A 24,637-nucleotide genomic window follows, 5' to 3' on the forward strand; every position below is an offset into this window, starting at 1 on the left:
CGACGTGGCCCGGACCGGTGTGGAACCGGTCCGGGCCACGTCGCGTCGCGGGGCAGGATCAGTCGGCCGGGCCGTCGCCGAGCTGCTCACGGATGAGGTTGATCAGCTCGTCGTCGTCATCGGTGGCGGCGATCCGGTCGGCCACGGGCTCGTCGGCGGTGTCGCCGGCATCGGCCGCCCGGGCCGTCCTGGTGGTGTTCCTGGCGACCGGACCGGTCGCCGTCCACGTGTCGAGGAAGGCCTGCAGCCGGACGGTGAGCCGCGCCTTCGACAGCTCGTCCGGCGGACTGTCGGCCACCACGGCCTCCAGCGCGTCCAGTGCTCCGATCAGCGGCCCGACGTCCGTGACCGGTGCGGCGCCCGGCAGCGTGCGGTGCAGATGGTCGGCGAGCGCGGCCGGCGTCGGGTGGTCGAAGACGAGCGTGGCCGGGAGGGGCTGCCCGCACTCCCGGGCCAGCAGGTCCCGGAACTCGACCGCGGTCAGGGAGTCGAATCCCAGGTCGCTGAAGGGCCGCGAGTCGTCGATGTGCTCGTCCGGGGCGTAGCGCAGGACGACGGTGAGCGTGTGGCGGATCAGCCGGCCGAGTTCGGCCAGCCGCTCGCCGGCGCTGAGGGTGGCGAGCCGGTCGCGCAGGCCGGTGTCGCCCTCGTCGTCCGGTACCTCCGCGGTCAGCGCGCGGACCGCCTCCGGCAGCTCGCCCAGCAGAGGGCTCGGCCTGCCCGAGGTGAACACCGGTGTGAACCGCGCCCAGTCGACGTCGGCGACCGTCAGCGCGGACTCTCCGCCGTCGATCGCCTGCGCCAGCGCGGCGGTGGCGAGCTGCGGATCGAGGGGGGTGAGACCGCGGCGGTGCAGATACTCCTCCGCCTCCCCCGTCGCGGCCATGCCGGATCCCGCCCATGGCCCCCATGCCACCGAGGTGCCGGCCAGCCCACGGTCCCTGCGGGCGCGGACGAGTGCCTCCAGGTACGCGTTGCCCGCCGCGTAGAGAGCCTGCCCGCCGCTGCCCCAGGTGGCCGCGATGGACGAGAAGACCACGAAGAGTTCGAGGTCCGCGTACGTGTCGGTGCCCGTGGTGAGCTCGTGCAGGTGGGCCGCCCCTCGTACCTTTCCGTCGGTCACCTCCGCGATGGCCTCGGGACCGGTTCGCTCGACCAGCTCCGACTGGGGGACACCCGCGGCGTGGACGACGCCGGTCAGCGGCAGGTCCGCCGGGACGGAGGCGAGGAGCTCGGCCACCGCTTCCCGGTCGGAGACGTCGCACTGCGCGACGGTCACCTGGGTGCCCTTGGCCCTCAGCTCGGCGAGCAGTTCCGCGGCGCCGGGGGCATTCGAGCCCCGGCGGCCGGTGAGCAGCAGATGCGCGACGCCCCGGTCGGCCAGCCACCGGGCCACGGTGGCTCCGAGCGCACCGGTGCCGCCGGTGACCAGCACCGTGCCCGGTCGCGACGGTGTCCAGGCCGGTGCGGCTTGTTCCGCGTGGCCGGCCCGGAGGAGGCGGCGGCCGAGGACGCGACCGCCGCGTACGGCGACCTGGTCCTCGCCCGTGACGCCGGCGAGGACGGCGACCAGCCTGGCCGGGTTCCACGCGCCCTGGTCGACGGGCAGGTCGATCAGGCCGCCCCACCGCTTGGGGTTCTCGAGCGCGGCGACCTGCCCGAAGCCCCACAGCTGGGCATGCTCGGGCTGGGTGACCCGGTCGCCCGCGTTGACCGCGACGGCGCCGCGGGTCAGGCACCAGAGGGGTGCGCCGAGCTCGGCGTCGCCGAGGGCCTGGACGAGGGTGAGTTCCATCGGCAGGCCGGCGTGCGGTCCTGCCACGTGGACGACACCGGTGATACCGCCCGTGACGGCGTCGGCGGACGCCCGGAGGCGTGCGGCCAGGTCGTCCCTGTCGGGCCGGGCCGCGTCCACCGCCAGGCGGACGACCTCGGCACCGGCGGATCGGAGCGCGTCACCGACGCCCGCGTCATCGTCCGCGTCGCCCGTCTCGATGACGAGCAGCCAGGTTCCGTCGAGCGCGGCATCCGGCACCACGGTGGGCCGCCAGTCGACCCGGTAGCGCAACCCGGCCAGCGCCGAGTCCTCCCGGGAGCGCCTGCGCCACGAGGAGAGCGCCGGCAGCAGGGTCCCGAACTCGTCGAGGGCATCGGGGAGTCCGATGGTGTCGGCCAGTCCGGCGAGGTCCTCCTTCTCGACGGCCTCCCAGAACCGGGCCTCGACCTCGTCGGAATGCCCGGCGGTACCGGCCTCCGCGCGGGTCGCGACCGCCTCGGGCCAGTAACGCTCGCGCTGGAAGGCGTACGTCGGCAGCGTGACGCGGCGGCCCTCGGGCAGCACCGTGGCCCAGTCCACCTCGACACCTGAGGCCCACAGACGTCCCAGCGCCGCCAGCACCGACTCGCTCTCGTCGCGGTCCTTGCGCAGCGACGGCGCGAACACACCTTCAGCGGCAGTCTGCTGGGCCAAGGCGCAGAGCACGCCGTCCGGGCCGAGCTCGAGGAAACGCGTGTGGCCGGTCAAGGAGGCGATCGCGTCCGCGAAACGGACGGGCTCGCGGATCTGGCCGACCCAGTAGTCAGGGGTCGCCAGGTCGCCCGGTGCCGTGGTGACGACCGGGATCGTCGGGGAGTGGTACGTCAGTGACTTCGCGATCTTCGCGAACTCGTCGAGCATCGGCTCCATCAGGTGCGAGTGGAACGCGTGGGAGACGGTGAGCCGCTTCACGCGTATGCCCTGCGCACGGAGCTGCTCCTCCAGGCCCGCGATCGCATCCGCATCGCCAGAGACCGTCACCGAGGTGGGGCCGTTCACGGCCGCCAGGTCCACGCCGTCGGGCAGTTCCAGCCCGGCCTCGGCCGCTTCGACTGCCAGCATCGAGCCACCCGACGGCAACGCGTCCATCAAACGGCCACGCGCCGAGACAAGGGCACACGCGTCATCCAGGGACAGCACCCCGGCAACATGTGCGGCGGCCAGTTCGCCGATCGAATGGCCGACCAGCACGTCCGGGGTCACACTCCAGGACTCCACAAGCCGGAACAGAGCCACCTCGACCGCGAAGAGAGCAGGCTGCGTGTACGCGGTACGCGACAGAAGCTCTGTGTCCTCTCCGAACACGACGTCTCGCAGCGGCTGTTCGAGGTCGACCCGCGCACAGACGTCGTCGAACGCGTCCGCGAACACCGGGAACGCCTCGTACAGCTCACGGCCCATACCGACCCGCTGCGCGCCCTGGCCCGAGAAGAGGAACGCCAGTCCGCCGTGCACGACCCGGTCCTGCACCACGCCCCGTGCAGGCTCGCCGGTGGCCAGCGCGCTCAGGCCGGCCAGCAGCTCGTCGCGGTCGGCACCGGACACCACCGCCCGGTGCTCCAGTCGGGCGCGCGACAGCAGGGTACGGGCCACCGTCACGGGTGCCAGGTCCGGCCTTCCGGCGAGGAACCCGCGCAGCCGCTCCGCCTGTGCGGCCAACGCCTTGGCCGAACGGCCCGTCAGCAGCCACGGCGCCGCGGCGTCATCCCGCGGGTCGGTCGCGGCGTCCTCGGCGGCGGGTGCGGCTTCGAGGATGATGTGGGCGTTGGTGCCGCTGATCCCGAACGACGAGACACCCGCCCGACGCGGACGGTCCGCCTCCGGCCACTCCCGGTTCTCTGTCGCCAGGCGCACCGCGCCCGCCGACCAGTCCACCCGCGACGACGGCTCGTCCACATGCAGCGTCGCCGGCACGATCCCGTGCCGCATCGCCAGCACCATCTTGATCACACCCGCCACACCCGCAGCAGCCTGCGTGTGACCGATGTTCGACTTCACCGACCCCAGATACAGCGGCTCTGCGCGATCCTGCCCATAGGTCGCCAGCAGAGCCTGCGCCTCGATCGGGTCACCCAGCCTGGTTCCCGTGCCGTGCGCCTCCACCACATCCACGTCCGACGGAGCCAGCCGCGCGTTCGCCAGCGCCCGCCGGATCACCCGCTCCTGCGACGGACCGTTCGGCGCCGTAAGCCCGTTCGACGCACCATCCTGATTGACCGCCGAACCCCGCACCACCGCCAACACCTCATGACCACGCGCGAGAGCATCCGACAGCCGCTCCACCAGGAGCACACCGACGCCCTCGCCCCAGCCCGTGCCGTCGGCGGCATCCGCGAACGCCTTGCAGCGGCCGTCGGCCGCCAGTCCGCCCTGTCGCTCGAACTCCGCGAACACCGTCGGCGTGGACATCACCGTGACTCCACCGGCCAGTGCCATGTCGCACTCGCCGTTGCGCAGTGCCTGGGCCGCCAGGTGGAGCGCCACCAGCGACGACGAACACGCCGTGTCCACGGTCACCGCCGGCCCTTCGAGCCCGAAGGCGTACGCCACCCGGCCGGAGAGGACCGCCGCCGCGTTCCCGGTGGCCACGTGTCCTTCGATCGGTTCGCCCGAGGCGGCGACCACCTGGGGGTAGTCCTGGCCGTTCGTGCCTGCGAAAACGCCGACCGCGCTGCCCCGCACGCCGCGCGGATCCACGCCGGCGGACTCGAACGCCTCCCACGAGGTTTCGAGCAGCAGCCGCTGCTGCGGGTCCATCGCCAGCGCCTCACGCGGCGAGATCCCGAACAGGCCTGCGTCGAACTCCGTCGCCCCGTCCACGAAACCGCCCTCAGGCGCGAACGCCGCGCGGGCACTGCCGGGGTTCCAGCCGCGGTCGGCCGGGAACCCGGTCATCGCGTCGACTCCGCCCGTCAGCAGTCCCCACAGTTCGTCGGGCGTCGCCACGCTGCCGGGGAACCGGCAGCTCATACCGACGATCACCACCGGCTCGTCGGGCGCGCCGGCGCCGGTCCCGGTGAGGGTCCCGGCGACCGCCGGCTCCACCGGCCGTTCCGCGCCGAACATCTCCTGTCCGAGGAAGCCCGCCAGGGCCTCCGGGGTCGGCCGGTCGAACACCAGCGAGACGGGCAGCGTCAGACCGGTGCGGGCACCGATCAGGTTGCGCAGCTCCACGGCTGCCAGCGAGTCGAAGCCGAGGTCACGGAAGGCCTGGCGGGCACCGATCGCGTCCGCCGAGCGGTGCCCGAGCACCGCCGCCGCCCACGCGCGGACCGCGTCCAGCAGGAGGCCGCCGCGTCGGGTCGCCGACGCCGCCGCCAGCTCGGCCCTGAACCCTTCGGCCGCGCCGGGGTCACCGCTCGGGGCCCGTACGGCCGAGGCCGCCTCGGGCAGTTCGGAGAGCAGGACGCTCGGCCGGCTCTCGGTGAGCCCGGCGGCGAACAGCGACCAGTCGATGTCGGCCACCGCCGGCTGCGGTTCGGCGTCGTCGCCCGCGATGACCTGTTCGAGCGCCGTCACGGCCAGTTCCGGGTCCATGGGCGACAGGCCGCCGCGGCGCAGTCGCCCGGCCACGGCCTGGTCCTCGGCTGCCATGCCGTGGCGCGCCCACGGTCCCCAGGCGATCGACGCCCCGGGCAGCCCTTGGTCGCGCCGCCCGCGCATCCACGCGTCGACGAAGGCGTTGGCCGCGGCGTAGTTGCCCTGCCCGGCGCTGCCGACCGTCCCGGCCAGCGACGAGAACGCCACGAAGAAGTCCAGGTCGTACGGCCGGGTCAGTTCGTCGAGCGCCACCAGGCCGGACGCCTTCGCCGTCAGTACCGCCTCGAAGCGGTCGGGGGTGAGGGTGTCGAGCGTGCCGTCGTCCAGCGCGCCTGCGGCATGGACGACTCCGGTCAGCGGGAGTTCCGCCGGGAGCTGAGCCAGTGCCGCGGTCAGCGCCTCCCGGTCGCTCACGTCGCCCGTCGCCACGATCACCCGCGTGCCCCGCTCGCCCAGTTCCGCGACGAGTTCGGCCGCGCCGGGGGCCTGTGTGCCGCGCCGGCTCAGCAGGAGCACGCACGGTACGCCTCGGTCGGCGAGCCGACGGGCGACCACCGCGCCCAGCGCGCCGGTGCCACCGGTCACCAGGACCGAACCGGGGCGTGACGGCGACCACGACGCGCCGCCCGCGCCGGATTCCGCGCGCACCAGGCGTCGTCCGTACGCCGCGGAGTCACGCACGGCCACTTGGTCCTCGCCCGTGCTTCCGCCGAGGACGGCGGCCAGCCGGGCCCCGGCCCGTGTGTCCAGGACGGGCGGGAGATCGACCAGACCGCCCCACCGGTCCGGGTGTTCCAGTGCGGCGACCAGTCCCAGTCCCCAGGTCTGTGCCTGTACCGGGTGGGTCAGCGTGTCCGCGCGTCCGACGGAGACCGCTCCGGAGGTCAGCGCCCAGCAGCGGGCCGTGATCCCGGCATCGCCGAGTGCCTGGAACAGGTTCAGGTTCAGCGTGAGCCCGGCGGGCACCGCCGAGCCCGGTGCCGACTGCTGCGCCCAGGCAGCGAGCGAGACCACTCCGTGCACCTCGCCTGCGGCGGCGATCCGAGCGGCGAGTGCGGCCCGGTCCGTGCCGGCCGGCACCACGAGCCGGAACGGCTCGGCACCGGCGGCGGCGAGCGCCGCGGCGACCGCGTCGGCCGGAGCGGAAGCGGCTTCGTCGGCGGGCGACTCGGGTACGACCAGCAGCCAGCGGCCGGTCAGGGACGGGGTGGTCGCGGGCAGGCCGGCGACCGGGCGCCACGTCGTGCGGTAGCGCCACGCGTCGAGCACGGATTCGCGGCGCCGCTGACGGCTCCACGAGGAAAGCACCGGCAGAGCCGGGGTGAGCAGGTCCACGGAATCGTCGGAGCCGAGGAGGCCGGCGAGCTGGTCCACGTCGGCGCGTTCGACCGCGTCCCAGAAGCGGGTGTCCACCGCGTCGGCGGCGGGCACAGCGTCCGTGGCGGCGGCTTGCGGCCAGTAGCGCTCGCGCTGGAAGGCGTACGTCGGCAGCGTGACGCGGTGGCCCTCGGGCAGCACCGTGGCCCAGTCGACCGCGACGCCCGAAGCCCAGAGGCCCGCCAGCGCACGCAGCACGGTGGCCGTCTCTGCCCGGTCCTTACGCAGCAACGGCGCGGGAGCGTGTTCGGGGAGGGTCTGCTGGGCAAGGGCGCACAGCACCCCGTCGGGGCCGAGTTCGAGGAAGCGGGTGGCACCGGAGTCCTGCGCCTGGCGTACGGCGTCGGCGAACCGGACGGGCTCACGGATCTGACCGACCCAGTAGTCCGGGCTCGCCAGATCACCCGGTGCGGTGGCGACGACGGGGATCGTCGGCGCGTGGTACGTCAGCGAGCTCGCGACCTTCGCGAACTCGTCGAGCATCGGCTCCATCAGGTGCGAGTGGAACGCGTGGGAGACGGTGAGCCGCTTGACCCGTACGCCCTGCGCACGGAGCTGCTCCTCCAGGCCCGCGATCGCGTCCGCGTCGCCGGACACCGTCAGGGAGGTGGAGCCGTTGACGGCTGCCAGGTCCACGCCGTCGGGCAGTTCCAGCCCGTCTTCGGCCGCTTCGACGGCCAGCATCGCGCCGCCTGACGGCAGCGCGTCCATCAGCCGGCCACGCGCGGACACGAGAGCGCAGGCGTCGTCGAGGGACAGCACGCCGGCCACGTGTGCGGCGGCCAGCTCGCCGATCGAGTGTCCGATCAGCACGTCCGGGGTCACACCCCAGGACTCCACAAGCCGGAACAGAGCCACCTCGACCGCGAACAGTCCGGCCTGCGCGTATACGGTGCGATCCAGTGCCTCGCCGTCTTCGAACACGACGTCACGCAGGGGCCGTTCGAGGTCGACCCGCGCACACACCGCGTCGAACGCGTCCGCGAACACCGGGAACGCCTCGTACAGCTCACGGCCCATCCCGGCCCGCTGCGCGCCCTGCCCCGTGAACATCAGCGCCAGCCCGCCGGGCTCGGCCGCGTCGCGGACCACGGACGGCACGGGCCTGTCCTCGGCCAGTGCGCCCAGACCGGTGAGCAGTTCGTCCCGGTCGTCACCGAGCACGACCGCCCGGTGCTCCAGCGCCGCACGACCCGTCGCCAGTGACCACGCCACGTCCCGCGCGGCGACGTCGAGCTCGGCGTGCACGCGGACCAGGCTCTCCGCCTGGGCGCGCAGACCCTCTGCGGTGTGGGCCGAGACGACCCAGCCCAGGGCGCCCGGCGTGGCCGCCGGGAGGGCGGCCTGCGGGGTGGGTTCGGCTTGTTCGAGGATGATGTGGGCGTTGGTGCCGCTGATCCCGAACGACGACACGCCCGCCCGACGGGGACGGCCGGCCTCCGGCCACTCCCGTGCCTCGGCCAGCAGCCGCACCGCACCGGCGGACCAGTCCACCTGCGACGACGGCTCGTCCACGTGCAGCGTCGCCGGAAGGATGCCATGCCGCATGGCCAGCACCATCTTGATCACGCCGGCGACACCGGAAGCAGCCTGGGTGTGCCCGATGTTGGACTTCACCGAGCCCAGGTACAGGGGTTCGTCGCGATCCTGCCCGTACGTCGCCAGCAGGGCCTGCGCCTCGATCGGGTCGCCCAACCGCGTCCCCGTGCCGTGCCCCTCGACCGCGTCGACGTCCGACGGGGCAAGCCGCGCGGCCGTCAGTGCCTGGCGGATGACCCGCTGCTGGGAGGGGCCGTTCGGGGCGGTCAGACCGTTGGACGCGCCGTCCTGGTTGACGGCCGAGCCCCGCACGACCGCCAGGACCTCGTGCCCCAGCCGACGCGCGTCGGAAAGCTTCTCCAGCACCAGCACGCCGACGCCCTCGCCCCAGCCCGTGCCGTCGGCGGCATCCGCGAACGCCTTGCACCGGCCGTCCGAGGCGAGGCCGCCCTGGCGCTCGAACTCCGCGAACACGCCCGGCGTCGTCATCACCGTCACGCCGCCGGCCAGCGCCATCTCGCACTCGCCGTTGCGCAGCGCCTGCGCCGCCAGATGCATCGCGACCAGCGACGACGAACACGCCGTGTCCACCGTCACCGCGGGCCCTTCGAGCCCGAAGGCGTACGCCACCCGGCCCGAGATCACACTGTTGGCGGTGCCGGCGAGAAGGTATCCCTCGGCTCCGTCCAGGCCGCCGGCGTCGCCGTACCCGGACGAGGAGGCTCCCGCGAACACGCCGACCGGCCGGCCGCGCAGTGAGCGCGGATTCATCCCGGCCGACTCGAACGCCTCCCACGACGCCTCGAGCAGCAGCCGCTGCTGCGGGTCCATCGCCAGCGCCTCACGCGGCGAGATCCCGAACAGGCCTGCGTCGAACTCCGTCGCGCCGTCGACGAAGCCGCCGGCGGCCGATACGCCTTCCATGGCGTCGGCCGGCCATCCCCGGTCGGCCGGGAATCCGGCGACGCCGTCGCCCTTGCGCGCGACCAGGTCCCACATCTGATCGGCCGAGCGCACCCCGCCGGGGTAGCGGGCGCTCATGCCGACGATCGCGATCGGTTCGTCCGCGGCGGCCACGACGGTGCCCTGGACGGCCGGGGTCGCCGAGGCGAGCGGGCCGGCGTGCTCCAGCAGCTCGCCGGCCAGATGTGCCGCCAGCGCGTCGGGATTCGGGTGGTCGAAGACGAGGGTCGCGGGCAGCGCGAGCCCGGTCTCCGCGCCCAGCAGGTCACGCAGTTCGACGGCGGTGAGCGAGTCGAAGCCGAGATCGCGGAAGGACCGGCCGGCCTCGACGGCCGCCGCGGAGGGCAGGCCGAGGCAGACGGCGGCACGCGACCGGATCAGGTCGAGCAGTATCCCGTGGCGTCGTCCCTCGGGCGCTGCGACGAGGCTGTCGCGGAACCCCGACACCTGGGCGCCGGCCGTCGGTACGGGCGCGAGTGCCGCGGCGGCCTCGGGCAGTCCGGTGAGGAGGGCGCTGTCGCGACCGGACACGAAGGCGGGGGCGAATCGTGCCCAGTCCACGTCGGCGACGGTCACGCAGCTCTCGCCCAGGTCCACGGCGCGGGCGAGGGCGACGACGGCGAGGTGCGGGTCGAGGGCGACCAGACCGTGCCGGTGCAGGTGCTCCTCCGCTCCGCCCACCTCGGCCATGCCGGGTCCGGCCCACGGTCCCCACGCCACCGAGGTGCCCGTGGTCCCCTGTGCCCGTCGCTGTTCGACGAGCGCGTCCAGGTGGGCGTTGGCGGCCGCGTAGACGGCCTGCCCGCCGCTGCCCCAGGTGGCGGCGATCGACGAGAAGACGACGAACAGGTCCAGCTCCTGGCCGCGTTCACGGGTCAGCTCGTCGAGGTGTGCGGCGCCGGCCACCTTCGCGTCCAGGACGCGGGCGATCTCGGCGCCGTCGGTGTCCGCGAGCGGCCTGGCCTGTCCTGCTCCGGCCGCGTGCACGATGCCGGTCAGCGGGTGCGCGTCCGGGATCGCGTCCAGCACCGCCGCGAGCGCGGTCCGGTCGGTGACGTCGCACGCGGCGACGGTCGCCTCGGTCCCGAGAGCGGCCAGTTCGGCCACCAGTGCTTCGGTGCCGGGCGTGTCCGCGCCCCGGCGGCCGAGCAGCACCAGGTGGGGTGCGCCGCGCCCGGCGAGCCAACGCGCCACGTGTCCGCCGAGCGCTCCTGCCCCGCCGGTGACCAGGATGGTGCCGGTGGGCGTCCAGGGCGCTGCGACCGGGCCGTTCCCGGTCGTACGGACCAGTCGTCGGCCGTACGCACCCGAGGTGCGCACCGCCACTTGGTCCTCGCCGGTGCCGCCCGCGAGGAGGGACACCATGAGCCGGGTCGCGCGGGCGTCGGGCTCGGCCGGGAGGTCGATCAGGCCGCCCCAGCGGCGCGGCTGTTCCAGGGCCGCCACTCGGCCGAGTCCCCATGCCTGTGCCTGTTCGGGGCTGCGCAGCGGGTCGGAGCGGCCGACGGACACCGCCCCGCTCGTGACCAGCCACACAGGAGCGTCGATCTTCGCCTCGTCCAGCAGCCTCAGAAGGGCCACGGATTCGGTCACCACCGCGGTGGATGGGACCACCACGACGATGCCGGTGACGGTGTGCGGGACGGCACCGAGGCTTTCGGCGTCCCCGGCCACTTCACATACGTCGGCACCGGCGGCGCGGAGTGCGGCGGCTATGGCGGGCCGGGGCTCGCCGACGAGCAGCCAGGTGCCGGACAGGGCGCCGGCCGAGGCGGCCGTCTCCGCGAGGCCGGCGAGCGGGGTCCAGGTGACGCGGTAGCGCCAGGACTCGGTCAGCGACTCCTCGCGGCGCGAGCGCCGCCACGCCGAGAGGGCGGGGAGCAAGTCCAGGTGCTCCGATGTGTCCGGTAGTCCGATGGTGTCGGCGAGTCCTACGAGGTCCTCGCGCTCGACGGCCTCCCAGAAGCGGGCTTCGATCTCGTCGGAGAGCCCGGCGGTACCGGCCTCCGCACCGATCGCGGCCGCCTCGGGCCAGTAACGCTCGCGCTGGAAGGCGTACGTCGGCAGCGTGACGCGGCGGCCCTCGGGCAGCACCGTGGCCCAGTCCACCTCGACACCTGAGGCCCACAGACGTCCCAGCGCCGCCAGCACCGCCTCGCTCTCGTCGCGGTCCTTGCGCAGCGACGGCGCGAACACGCCCTCGCCGACGGACTGCTGGGCCAGGGCGCACAGCACGCCATCAGGGCCGAGTTCGAGGAAACGCGTGTGGCCGGTGAGGGAGGCGATCGCCTCGGCGAAGCGGACGGGCTGACGGATCTGACCGACCCAGTAGTCCGGGCTCGCCATGTCCCCGGGCGCGGTGGTGACGACCGGAATGGTCGGGGCGTTGTACGTCAACGACTTCGCGACCGTCGCGAACTCGGCCAGCATCGGCTCCATCAAGTGCGAGTGGAACGCGTGGGAGACGGTCAGCCGCTTCACTCGTACGCCTTCGGCGCGCAGCCGCTCCTCCAGCGCCGTCATCGCGTCGGCGTCACCGGAAACCGTCAGGGAGGTGGGGCCGTTGACGGCTGCCAGGTCCACGCCGTCGGGCAGTTCCAGCCCGTCTTCGGCTGCTTCGACGGCCAGCATCGCGCCGCCCGACGGCAGCGCGTCCATCAGCCGGCCACGGGCGGAGACCAGGGCGCAAGCGTCATCCAGGGAGAGCACCCCGGCCACGTGTGCGGCTGCAAGCTCGCCGATCGAATGGCCGACCAGCACGTTCGGGGTCACACCCCATGACTCGACGAGGCGGAACAGTGCCACCTCGACCGCGAACAGCCCGGCCTGGGCATACACCGTCCGGTCCAGTGCCTCGCCGTCTCCGAACACCACCTCACGCAGCGGCCGTTCGAGGTCCACACGTGCACAGACTGCGTCGAACGCGTCCGCGAACACCGGGAAGGCGCCATACAGCTCACGCCCCATCCCGACCCGCTGCGCGCCCTGACCCGAGAACAGGAACCCGGTCCGGCCCTCGCGCACCGTGCCGGTGACGACCCGGTTCGAGGGCTCGGCAGCGGCCAGGGCGGACAGGCCGTCCGTGAGGTCCGACGGGGTGCTGCCCACGATGACCGCTCGGTGGTCCAGGGCCTCTCTGGTCGTGGCCAGTGACCACGCCACGTCCTGCGCGGCGAGCTCGTGCTCCGCGGACGCCTGGGTCAGGCGCTCCGCCTGGGCGCGCAGTCCTTCTGCCGTGTGGGCCGAGACGACCCAGCTCAGGGTTCCCGGCGCGTCCACCACATCCACGGGGGCGCCGGATCGGGCCTGTTCGAGGATGATGTGGGCGTTGGTGCCGCTGATCCCGAACGACGAGACACCCGCCCGACGCGGACGGTCCGCCTCCGGCCACTCCCGGTTCTCCGTCGCGAGGCGCACCGCGCCCGCCGACCAGTCCACCCGCGACGACGGCTCGTCCACATGCAGCGTCGCCGGCACGATCCCGTGCCGCATCGCCAGCACCATCTTGATCACACCCGCCACACCCGCAGCGGCCTGCGTGTGACCGATGTTCGACTTCACCGACCCCAGGTACAGGGGGTCTGCGCGGTCCTGGCCGTACGTCGCCAGCAGCGCCTGCGCCTCGATCGGGTCACCCAGCCTGGTTCCCGTGCCGTGCGCCTCCACCACATCCACGTCCGACGGAGCCAGCCGCGCGTTCGCCAGCGCCCGCCGGATCACCCGCTCCTGCGACGGACCGTTCGGAGCCGTCAGACCGTTCGACGCACCATCCTGATTGACCGCCGAACCCCGCACCACCGCCAACACCTCATGACCACGCGCGAGAGCATCCGACAGCCGCTCCACCAGCACCAGGCCCACGCCCTCGGACATACCGGTGCCGTCCGCGTCGTCCGCGAACGCCTTGCACCGGCCGTCCGAGGCGAGGCCGCGCTGCCGGTCGAACTCGGTGATGACACCAGGTGTGGACATCACCGTGACACCACCGGCCAGCGCCATGTCGCACTCGCCGTTGCGCAGCGCCTGCACCGCAAGGTGCAGCGCCACCAGCGACGACGAACACGCCGTGTCCACCGTCACCGCGGGCCCTTCGAGCCCGAAGGCGTACGCCACCCGGCCCGAGGCCACGCTGGTCGCGGTGCCGGTCATCACGTGGCCGGCCGCCGAGTCCGGCAGGTGCATTCCCAGGCCGTACTGGGCGTGGGCGGCACCGACGAAGACACCAGTGGCCGATCCGTGCGCGTCGGAGGGGCGGATGCCTGCGGACTCGAACGCCTCCCACGAGGCCTCGAGCAGCAGCCGCTGCTGCGGGTCCATCGCCAGCGCCTCACGCGGCGAGATCCCGAACAGCCCCGCGTCGAACTCCGTCGCCCCGTCCACGAACCCGCCGCGTGCGGCCTCCCCCGCGACGACGCGCGCCGGCCAACCCCGGTCCGCCGGGAAGCCGGCGATCGCGTCCGCGCCCGTGCTGACCAGCGACCACAGGTCCGCCGGTGAGGCGACCCCGCCGGGCAGTCGGCAGGCCATGCCGACGATCGCGATCGGCTCCTCGTGCGCGGCGGCGGCCGTCTCCGGTCGTACGGCGGCCTCCGGCGCGGGCTCGCCGCCCAGCAGGCCGACGAGATGGTCGGTGAGCACCGCCGGGGTGGGGTGGTCGAAGACAAGGGTGGCCGGGAGTCGGAGACCGGTCGCGGCGTTCAGACGGTTGCGCAGTTCCACGGCCGTCAGCGAGTCGAAGCCGAGGGCGCGGAAGGCCTGGCGGGCACCGATCGCGTCGGTGTGGGCGTGCCCGAGGACCGTCGCGGCGTTGCCGCGTACGAGATCGAGCACGGCCTCGCGCCGTTCCGCGGCGGACAGCCCGTGCAGCCGCCCTGCGAGGGTGCTGCGGGTGTCCGAGTCCCGGCCGGCGGCCCGTCGGCCCAGTGGGCGGATCAGCCCGCGCAGCAGCGCCGGGACCGCCGTGTCGCGCGTGCGGTCGAGGGCGACGGGCACCAGGTGCGGGAGGTGCAGTGCGGACGCGGCGTCGAACAGTGCAAGGCCCAGCTCGGTGTCCAGCGTGGGGACCTTCCTGCTGCCGGACCTGCTCGCGGACGGTGCCGTCGAGGGGTCGAGCACATGGCCGGTCATCTCGCTGGCCTGTTCCCACAGACCCCAGCCCAGGGACTGCGCGGGCAGGCCGTGGGAGCGGCGCCACGAGGCGAGGCCGTCGAGGAAGCCGTTCGCCGCCGCGTAGTTGGACTGGCCGCCGGTGCCGAAGGTGGCCGCGGCGGAGGAGTAGAGCGCGAAGAGGGCGAGGTCGGCGTCGGCGGTCAGTTCGTGCAGATGGACGGCCGCGTCCACCTTGGGCCGGAGTACGGCGTCCAGGCGGGCGGGCGTCATCGCCTCGAACACGCCGTCGTCGAGGGCCCCTGCCGCGTGCACGACGCCGGTGAGCGGGTGTTCGGCGGGGACGGCCGCAAGGACCTCCGCCAGCGCCTCCTGGTCGGCGGCGTCGCAGGCCACGATCTCCGCCCGGGCTCCGAGCGCGTGGAGGTCGTCGAGCAGCTCGGCCGCGCCCGCGCTCTGTGTGCCACGGCGGCTGAGCAGCAGGAGGTTCCGGGCGCCGTGCTCGGTGACGAGGTGCCGGGCGAGCAGTCCGCCCAGCGTCCCGGTGCCGCCGGTGATCAGGACGGTTCCGTCGGGGTTGAGGGGTGCCGGTACGGTCAGGACGTTCTTTCCGACATGACGGGCCTGGCTGATGAACCGGAACGCGGAGGCCGCGTCCCGTACGTCCCACACGGTGGTGGGCAGCAGGGTGAGTGCGCCGCTGTCGAAGAGGGCGAGGACCTCGCGGAGGATCTCCCGCATGCGGTCGGCTCCCGCTTCGGCGGGGTTGAACGCCCGGTAGTGCGTTCCCGGGTGCTCGGCCGCCACCTGCGCGGCCTCGCGCAGGTCGGTGCGGCTCATGTCGGCGAACCGGCCGCCGTCGGCGAGGAGCCGCAGCGACGCGTCGACGAACTCGCCTGCCAGCGAGTTGAGCACCACGTCCACGCCGCGGCCGCCGGTCGCGGACCGGAAGCGGTCCTCGAAGGCGAGGTCGCGCGAGGAACCGATGTGAGCGTCGTCGAGGCCGGCGGAGCGCAGCGTGTCCCACTTCCCGGGGCTCGCCGTGCCGAACACCTCCAGGCCGAGGTGGCGGGCGAGTTGGATCGCCGCCATGCCGACGCCTCCGGCCGCCGAGTGCACGAGCACCGACTCTCCGGAGCGGGCTGCCGCCACGTCGGTCAGGCCGTAGTACGCCGTGGAGAAGACGACCGGCACGGTCGCCGCCTGGGCGAAGGACCAGCCTGTGGGGATGGGCGCCAGCAGGCGGCGGTCGGTGACGGCGCGTGAGGCGATGCCGCCGCTGAAGAAGCCGAACACGTGGTCGCCCACGGCCAGATCGGTGACGCCGGGTCCGGTCTCGGTCACCACGCCGGCCGCTTCGGCGCCCATCTGGGCCTGGTCGGGGTACATGCCGAGGGCGATGAGGACGTCCCGGAAGTTCACTCCGGCGGCGCGCACGGCGACCCGGACCTCGCCGGGTGCGAGGGGGGCGTCGGCTTCGGGGTTGGCGACGAGGGCGAGGTTCTCGAGGGTTCCTTCGTCGGTGACGTCCAGCCGCCAGGCGGTCGTCTCGGCGGGGAGTTCGAGCGCGCCGTCGGTGTCGCGGTGGGCGAGGCGGGGCACCCGGGCCCGGCCGTCGCGGACGGCGAGCTGCGGTTCGTCGTCGACGAGGGCCCAGGCGGGCCAGGTCTCGTCGTCGCCGCCCGCCGGGTCACGGTCGAGCAGGACGATCCGGCCCGGGTGTTCGGTCTGCGCCGAGCGGAGCAGGCCCCAGACCGCCGCCCCGGCGAGGTCGGTCACGGCCTGTCCGGGGGCCGCGGGGACCGCGCCGCGTGTGAGGACCACCAGGCGTGCCTGAGCGGACCGTTCGTCGGCGAGCCACTCCTGGACGGTGTGCAGGACGTCGTGCGTGGTCCGCCGGACCGCGTCCGCCGTGTCGGCCCCGGGCGTGGGGTCCGGCAGGGCGAGCAACGTGACCGGTGCGGGCGGGGTCGTGTCGGCCGGGTGCGTACCGGAGGCGGACAGACCGGTGGTGACCCAGTCCGTGGTGTCGGGCGGGGGGTTTCCGGTGTCCGGGAGGAGCGTCCAGTCGAGGGCGAAGAGGGTGGTGCGGACGGTGTGGTCCTGGGCCCGGGTCAGCGCCTGGGAGAGCGCGTCGGGGGTGATCTCGCGCAGGACGAGGGAGTCGATGGTCACCACCGGCAGTCCTGCCGGGTCGGTGGCCCGGACGGCGAGTCCGTCCTCTCCGACGGTCAGCGTCACCCGCAGGAACGTGGCACCCGTGGCGTGGAGGGACACTCCCTTCCACGCGAACGGCAGCCGTGTCCCCTGGTCTCCGGCCACGGTGGCCAGGCCCGCCGCGTGCAGCGCGGCGTCGAGCAGTGCGGGATGGATCCCGAACCCGTCGGTGTCGGACTCCTGCTCCAGTGCGATCTCCGCGAAGACCGTCTCGCCCTGTCGCCACGCGGCACGCAGCCCCTGGAACGCGGGGCCGTACGTGTATCCGGCGGCGGCAAGGCCGTCGTAGAAGCCGGCTGTCTCCACCGGACGTGCACCGGCGGGGGGCCATGCCTCCTCGCCGGTCGTGCCGGTGTCCGCCGGGGCAGGGGGCTCCGAGACGCCCAGCAGGCCTGCGGCATGGCAGACCCATTCCGCTTCGTCGGCGGGACGGGAGAAGATCTCCACCGAGCGGTCGCCGCCGTCCTCGGCCGCTCCCACTGCCACTCGGATCGCCACGCCCCCGGGCGCCGGGGCGAGCGGTGTCTGGAGCACGAGTTCGCGCAGCACTCCGCAGCCGACCTGGTCGCCGGCTTGCAGCGCCATCTCCACCAGCGCGGTGCCGGGCACGAGTTGCGCGCCGAGCACGACATGGTCGGCCAGCCACACGTGGGCGGAAGGTGACAACCGGCCGGTCAGCACCGCACCGCCGTCGGGGAGGGCGACGACCGCGCCCAGCAGGGGGTGGGTGAGCGCGGACTGGCCGACGGCCGAGACGTCTCCGGTCATGGCCTGCTTCGGCCAGTACCGCTCGCGCTGGAAGGCGTACGTCGGCAGCTCGATCCGGGGGCCGGCGGGCAGCAGGCTCGACCAGTCGACGTCCACGCCGGCGGTCCATGCCTGGGCCAGCGCGGTCAGGAACCGCTGTGCTCCGCCTTCGTCACGCCGCAGGGTGCCCAGGACGGTGCCCTCGACGTCGGCGGCTTCGAGGGTCTCCTCGATGCCAGGGGTCAGGACCGGATGCGGGCTGGACTCCAGGAACACCGACCGGCCGTCGGCCAGCAGCGCGGCCGTCGCCTCATCGAACCGGACCAGCGACCGCAGGTTCTCGTACCAGTAACCCGCGTCCATCACGACGGTGTCGATACGGCCACCGGTCACCGACGAATACAGCGGAACAATGGACGACTTGGGAACGATCGGAGCAAGGTCAGTAAGGATCTGCTCGCGCAGCTCCTCCACCTGCGGTGAGTGCGAGGCGTAGTCCACCGGGACGCGGCGCGCCCGAATCGCACGCGTCTCGCACAAGGCCATCAGCTCGTCCAGCGCGTCCGGTTCACCGGACACCACCGTCGAACCGGGACCGTTGACCGCGGCCACCGACGCCCGGCCCTCGAAGCCGGACACCAGCTCGGCGGCCACCTCCGGACCCGCCGCCAGCGACACCATCCCACCCCGACCGGCCAGAGCCCGCAGGGTACGTGAACGCAGCGCAACCACACGCGCCCCGTCCACGACCGACAGACCACCGGCCACCACAGCGGCCGCGATCTCACCCTGCGAATGGCCCACCACCGCGGACGGGACCACGCCGCACGACCGCCACAGTCGGGCCAGCGACACCATCAACGCCCACAGAACCGGCTGGACCACATCCACCCGACCCCACAACGCCTCGTCCTCGCTGTCGAGCACGTCCCACAGCGACCAGTCCACGAACGGCTCCAACGCCGCCGCACACTCCTCCAAACCCTCCCGGAACACCGGCGACCACGCCGCCAACTCCCGACCCATCCCCAACCACTGCGACCCCTGACCCGGGAACACCAACACCGGTCCGGTCTGCGCGGAACCCGCGACACCGGTCACCGCGTCGGCGACCTCGTGGCCCTCGGCCAGCGCCTCGAGCGCCAGGCGCAGGTCTGCCGGGTCCGAGCCCAGGAGGACCGCGCGGTGGCCCAGAGCGGCACGCGTGGCCGCCAGGGAGGAAGCGATCCGACCGACCATCGGTCCGCCGTCCGTGTCCAGCTCCTGCACGTGCGTGAGCAGACGCGCGGCCTGCCCTCGCAGGGCCTGCTGTGTGCGGCCCGACAGCACCCACGGCACCACGCCGTCGGACTCCCCCGCCGGGGCGGCGGGCACCGTGTCGGCGGGCTGAGGCGGGGCCTCCAGGATCACGTGCGCGTTCGTGCCGCTCATTCCGAACGAGGAGACACCTGCCCGGCGCGGCCGGTCGGTGTCGGGCCACTGGCGCGCCTCGGTCAGCAGCTCGACGGCCCCGGCCTCCCAGTCCACCCGGGAGGACGGCTCGTCCACGTGCAGTGTCGGCGGCAGCACTCCGTGGCGCAGGGCCATGACCATCTTGATCACGCCCGCGACGCCCGAGGCCGCCTGGGTGTGTCCGATGTTCGACTTCAACGACCCCAGGTACAGGGGCTCCTCGCGGTCCTGTCCGTACGTGGCGAGCAGTGCCTGCGCCTCGATCGGGTCACCCAGCGTCGTTCCGGTGCCGTGCGCCTCCACCACGTCCACGTCGGCGGTGCCCAGCCGCGCGTCGGCCAGCGCCCGCCGGATGACACGCTCCTGGGAGGGGCCGTTCGGCGCGGTAAGTCCGTTCGACGCGCCATCCTGGTTGGTGGCCGAGCCCCGCACCACGGCCAGCACCTCATGGCCGTTGCGCCGAGCGTCCGAGAGCCGCTCCAGCACCAGCAGGCCGACGCCCTCGCTCCAGCCGGTGCCGTCGGCCGCGTCCGCGAAGGCCCTGCACCGGCCGTCCGAGGAGAGCCCGCCCTGCCGCTCGAACTCGGCGAAGATGCTCGGCACGGCCATCACGGTGATGCCGCCGGCCAGTGCCAGTTCGCACTCTCCCTGGCGCAGTGCCTGCACGGCCAGGTGCATCGCGACCAGCGATGACGAGCACGCCGTGTCCACCGTCACCGCGGGGCCCTCAAGACCGAAGGTGTACGCGACCCGGCCCGAGATCACGCTGTTGGCGCCGCCCGCGAGGACGTGTCCTTCCGTCCCCGTGGCCAGGTCGGTGCCGATGCCGTAGCCGGACGAGGAGGCGCCGACCAGTACGCCGGTGGAGGTTCGGTGCAAGGAGAGCGGGTCGATTCCGGCGTGCTCGAGCGCCTCCCAGGAGGCTTCGAGCAGCAGGCGCTGCTGCGGGTCCATGGCCAGCGCCTCGCGCGGCGAGATGTTGAACAGGCCTGCGTCGAAGTCCGTCGCCGCGTCCACGAAGCCGCCGCGCAGCGCGTACGCCGCGTGGGCGACGTCGGCCTCCCAGCCGCGGTCGGCCGGGAAGGGGCCGGTTCCGTCGGCGCCGGAGACGACGGCGTCCCACAGCGCCTGCGGGCCGTCCACGCCGCCCGGCAGGCGGCAGCTCATGCCGACGATCACGACGGGGTCGTCGTCGGTCGCGGCCGGGGCGGGGAGCTGTGCCGCCGATGCCGTCGCCGGTGTCCGCGTTCCGCCGGACAGCTCGCCGAGCAGGTACTCGCTCAGCGCCACCGGGGTCGGGTGGTCGAAGACGAGGGTCGCCGGCAGCCGCAGTCCGGTCTCGGCGGTGAGGACGTTGCGCAGCTCCACGGCGGTCAGCGAGTCGAAGCCGACGTCCCGGAAGGCCCGGCGGGGTTCCACGGCGTCCGCTCCGGCGTGTCCGAGCACCCTCGCGGTGTGGGTGCGGACGGCTTCCAGCAGGAGGCGCGGCCATTCCGACTCGGGTGCGGCGGCCAGCGCGTCGCGTAGTTCGGAGGACACCGCGCCGGCGTCGGGGGCACCGGCCGGGTCGCCTGCCGCCTCGGCGGCTTCGGGAAGTTCGGCGAGCAGCGGGCTGGGCCGTCCGGAGAGGAAGGCAGGTGCGAACCGTTGCCAGTCGACGTCCGCGATGCTCACGTACGTCTCGTCGCGGTCCACCGCGCCGCCGAGTCCCCTGATGGCGAGCGTGGGGTCCAGCGCTCCCAGCCCTCGCCGGCGGTGCGCCTCCACGACCTCGTCGTCCTTGGCCATGCCGATCTCGGCCCACGGCCCCCAGGCGATCGCCGTGCCGGTCAGACCGCGCGCTCGGCGGTCGGCCACCAGCGCGTCGAGGTACGCGTTGCCGGCGGCGTAGGCGCCCTGTCCGCCGCTGCCCCAGGTCGCGGCGATGGAGGAGAACACGACGAACAGGTCGAGGTCGTGGGTGAGTTCGTCGAGCAGGGCCGCGCCCGTGACCTTGCCGTCGATCACGTCGGCGAGTCCGGCCTCGTCGGTCTCGAGGAGCGGGCTGCCGTCGCCGACCCCGGCGGTGTGCACGACGCCGGTCAGGGGGTGCTCGGCGGGTACCGCGGCCAGCAGGGCGGCCAGCGCCTCCCGGTCGGTGACGTCGCAGGCGGCGACCGTCACCCGTGCGCCGAGCTCGGTCAGTTCGGCCGACAGGTCGTCGGCGCCGGGTGCGTCCGGACCGCGGCGGCTTGCCAGGAGCAGGTGCGGTACGCCGCGTCCCGCGAGCCACCGGGCGACGTCGGCGCCCAGTGCGCCGGTCCCGCCGGTGACGAGTACGGTGCCGTCGGTCGTCCACTGCCGTGTGGGGGCCTCGGCCTTGGGGGCTCGTACGACTCGGCGGCCGTAGGCTCGCCCGTCGCGCAGGGCCACCTGGTCCTCGCCCCGGTGGCCGGCCAGCAGTGAGGTCAGCAGTGCGCCCGTGGTGCCGTCCACGGTCGGCGGCAGGTCGATCAGGCCGCCCCACACCGCCGGCTGTTCGAGTGCGGCGACGCGGCCCAGGCCCCACAGCAGTGCCTGTTCGGGGCCGGTCGTCAGGTCGTCGTCCGCGGTGGACACCGCGCCTCGGGTCAGGCACCACAGGGGGGCGTCGGACTCCGCGTCGCTGACTCCCTGGAACACCCGGAGCAGTGCCGCGAGTTCGGCCGCCGCGGTCTGCGGAGGGTTTCCGGCCGGGTTTCCGGCCGGGTTTCCGGCCGGGTTTCCGGCCGGGTTTCCGGTGACGTACAGGACCGCGTCCGGGGCGGCGTCGGTCACCCGCTCGGCGATGGCGGACCGGTCGTCGGTGGGTGCCAGCGTCATCTCGCGGACCTGGGCTCCGGCGGCGCGCAGGGCGTCCGCCACCTCCTGTGCGGGGGCGGTCTCCTCGGAGGTGAGGAGCAGCCAGGTGCCGGTGGGGGTGGTGGAGTCGGGGTCGTCGGCGAGCGGCTTCCATGCGACGTGGTAGCGCCACGTGTCGAGGACGGCGTCCTCGTGCTGGGAGCGCCGCCACGAGGAGAGGGCGGGTACGACCTCCTCCAGTGCGCCGGCGTGGTCCTGTATGCCGAGGGTCCGGGCCAGTTCGGCGAGGTCCTCCCGGTCGACGGCCTCCCAGAACCGGGCCTCGTCACCGTCGGCGGGGGTGGGGGCGGCGGCCGGGGCGTCCGTGAGCGGCTCGGGCCAGTAGCGCTCGCGCTGGAACGGGTAGGTGGGCAGGTCGACACGGCGCCCTTCGGGCAGCACGACGGACCAGTCCACGTCGGCTCCGGAGACCCACAGGCGGCCGAGCGCGGCGAGGCCGGTCTCCTGCTCGCCCCGGTCCCTGCGCAGCAGGGGTACGCAGACGAGGTCGGCGGCGCTCTGCTGCGCCAGGGCGCACAGCACCCCGTCCGGCCCCAGTTCGACCACGCGGGTCACGCCGTCGGCGCGCAGCTGCGTCACGCCGTCGGCGAAGCGGACGGGCTCGCGGACCTGGCGCACCCAGTAGCCGGGGGTGGCGAGGTCGCCCGGTGCGGTGGTGACGACGGGGATCTCGGGGGTGTGGTACGTCAACGCCTGTGCGGCGGCGGCGAACTCGTCGAGCATCGGCTCCATGAGGTGCGAGTGGAACGCGTGCGAGACGGTGAGCCGCTTGGTCCGGGTGCCCTGGGACCGGAGTCGCTCCTCCAGTGCCGTGATCGCGTCGGCGTCACCGGAGACGGTCACCGAGGCGGGTCCGTTGACGGCCGCGAGATCCACCCCGTCGGACAGCTCCAGCTCGTCCTCGGCGGCCTCCACGGCGAGCATCGCTCCGCCGGACGGCAGCGCGTCCATCAGCCGGCCGCGCGCCGACACCAGCCGGCAGGCGTCCTCCAGGGACAGCACTCCGGCCACGTGTGCGCAGGCCACCTCGCCGATCGAGTGGCCCAGCAGGACGTCCGGGAACATGCCCCAGGTCTCCAGGAGGCGGAACAGCGCGACTTCCAGCGCGAACAGGCCGGCCTGGGCATAGACGGTCCGGCCGAGCGCTTCCGCGTCGCCGAACACCACGTCCCGCAGCGGCCGTTCCAGGTCCATCCGCGCGCACACGGCGTCGAAGGCCTCCGCGAACGCGGGGTGGGTGTCGTACAGTTCGCGGCCCATGCCCATGCGCTGGGCGCCCTGGCCGGTGAACAGGAACGCCGTCCGGCCCTCGCCGACCACGCCCGTCACCACGCCCGCGGCGGGTCCGCCCGCCGCCAGCGCGCCGAGCCCGGCGAGCAGGTCCTCGTGGCCGGCGCCGGAGATCACCGCGCGGTGTGTCAGGTCGGCCCGGGTCGTCGCCAGCGACCATGCGACGTCGGCCGGGCTGTCGGGCCGTTCCCGGAGCTGCCCGGCGAGTCGCTCGGCCTGCACGCGCAGCGCGGCGGCGGTCTGTGCCGACACCGGCCAGACGACCGGCCCGTGGGGCCGTGCGGGGCGCGCCTCGTCCGGCTCGGAGCCGGTGGCGTCCGGCAGCCCTTCGGGGTCCGGGGCCGGCGCCTCCTCGATGATCACGTGGACGTTGGTGCCGCTGATGCCGAACGCCGAGACGCCGATCCGCCGGGGCGCCTCACGACGCGGCCACGGCCGTGCCTCGCTCAGCAGGCGGACGCCGCCGCCCGGCCGGGCGGCGTGGGGGCTTTCTTCATCGATGTGCAGCGTGCGCGGCAGCTGGTCGTGGTGCATCGCCAGCACGCTCTTCATCACGCCGGCGACGCCGGCGGTGGCCTGCGTGTGGCCGATGTTCGACTTGAGGGAGCCCAGCCACAGCGGGTGGGCGGTGTCCCGGTCCCGGCCGTAGGTGTCCTGGAGGGCCTTCAGCTCGATGGCGTCGCCCAGTCTGGTGCCGGTGCCGTGCGCCTCCACCGCGTCGATGTCGGCGGGGGTGAGCCGGGCGGCGGCGAGCGCGGCGCGGATGACGCGCTGCTGGGACGGGCCGTTGGGGGCGGTGAGGCCGTTGGACGCGCCGTCCTGGTTCATCGCGCTGCCCCGGACGACGGCGAGGACGTCGTGCCCCAGCCGGCGCGCGTCGGAGAGCCGTTCCACCACCAGGACCGCGACGCCCTCGCTCCACCCGGTGCCGTCCGCCCCGGCCGAGAAGGACTTGCAGCGCCCGTCGGAGGACATGCCGCCCTGCTTGCCGAACTCGCTGAACGCGTCCGGGGTGGTGATCACGGCGACGCCGCCGACGAGTGCCCGGCCGCACTCGCCCTGGCGGAGCGCCTGCACCGCCAGGTGCAGCGCGGCCAGCGACGAAGAGCAGGCGGTGTCCACGGTGACCGCCGGGCCCTCCAGGCCGTAGACGTAGGAGAGCCGGCCGGACAGCACGCTGTGGGCGCTGCCGGTCAGCTGGTAGCCCACCGTGCTCTCCGGCATCCGCCCGACCGTGGCATAGCCGGTCGGCGAGGCGCCGATGAAGACCCCGGTGTCGCTGCCGGCCAACGAGTGCGGGTCGATGCCCGCCCGTTCCAGGGCCTCCCACGACGCTTCGAGGAGCAGGCGCTGCTGGGGGTCCATCGCGAGGGCCTCGCGAGGGTTGATGCCGAACAGCGCGGCGTCGAAGTCGGTGGCGTGCGGTACGAATCCGCCCCGGCGGGCGTAGCCCTCCGGGGCGGGCCCGGTCTCCGTCCAGCCGCGGTCGGTGGGGAAGTCCACGATCGCGTCGGTGCCGTCGGCGACCAGCCGCCACAGCTCCTCCGGCGCCGCGACGCCGCCGGGGAGCCGGCAGCTCATCGCGACGATGGCCACCGGTTCGCGGGCGGCATCCCGCATCTCCCGGTTCTGCCTGCGGAGGCGTTCGACCTCCTTCAGGGAGGCCCTGAGGGCTTCTACGGCCTTCTCGTCACGAGTATTCATCGAGTT

1 protein-coding gene is annotated in these 24,637 nt (G+C 73.8%); it reads right to left on the minus strand.

All coding sequences use genetic code 11. The annotated features are described in order from the left end of the window. Positions 1–58: 58 nt before the first annotated feature. Entirely contained in the window at positions 59–24,631 is a 24,573-nt protein-coding gene (locus ACZ3OF_RS35140; protein WP_467308895.1) for a type I polyketide synthase, read from the minus strand. Positions 24,632–24,637 lie beyond the last annotated feature (6 nt).

It is taken from the genome of Streptomyces sp. NPDC022552 (genome assembly GCF_055561875.1).

What these genes read in the sequence shown, in the direction of transcription:
- ACZ3OF_RS35140 (WP_467308895.1), bottom strand. Translation starts at nt 24,631, where the DNA reads ATGAATACTCGTGACGAGAAGGCCGTAGAAGCCCTCAGGGCCTCCCTG.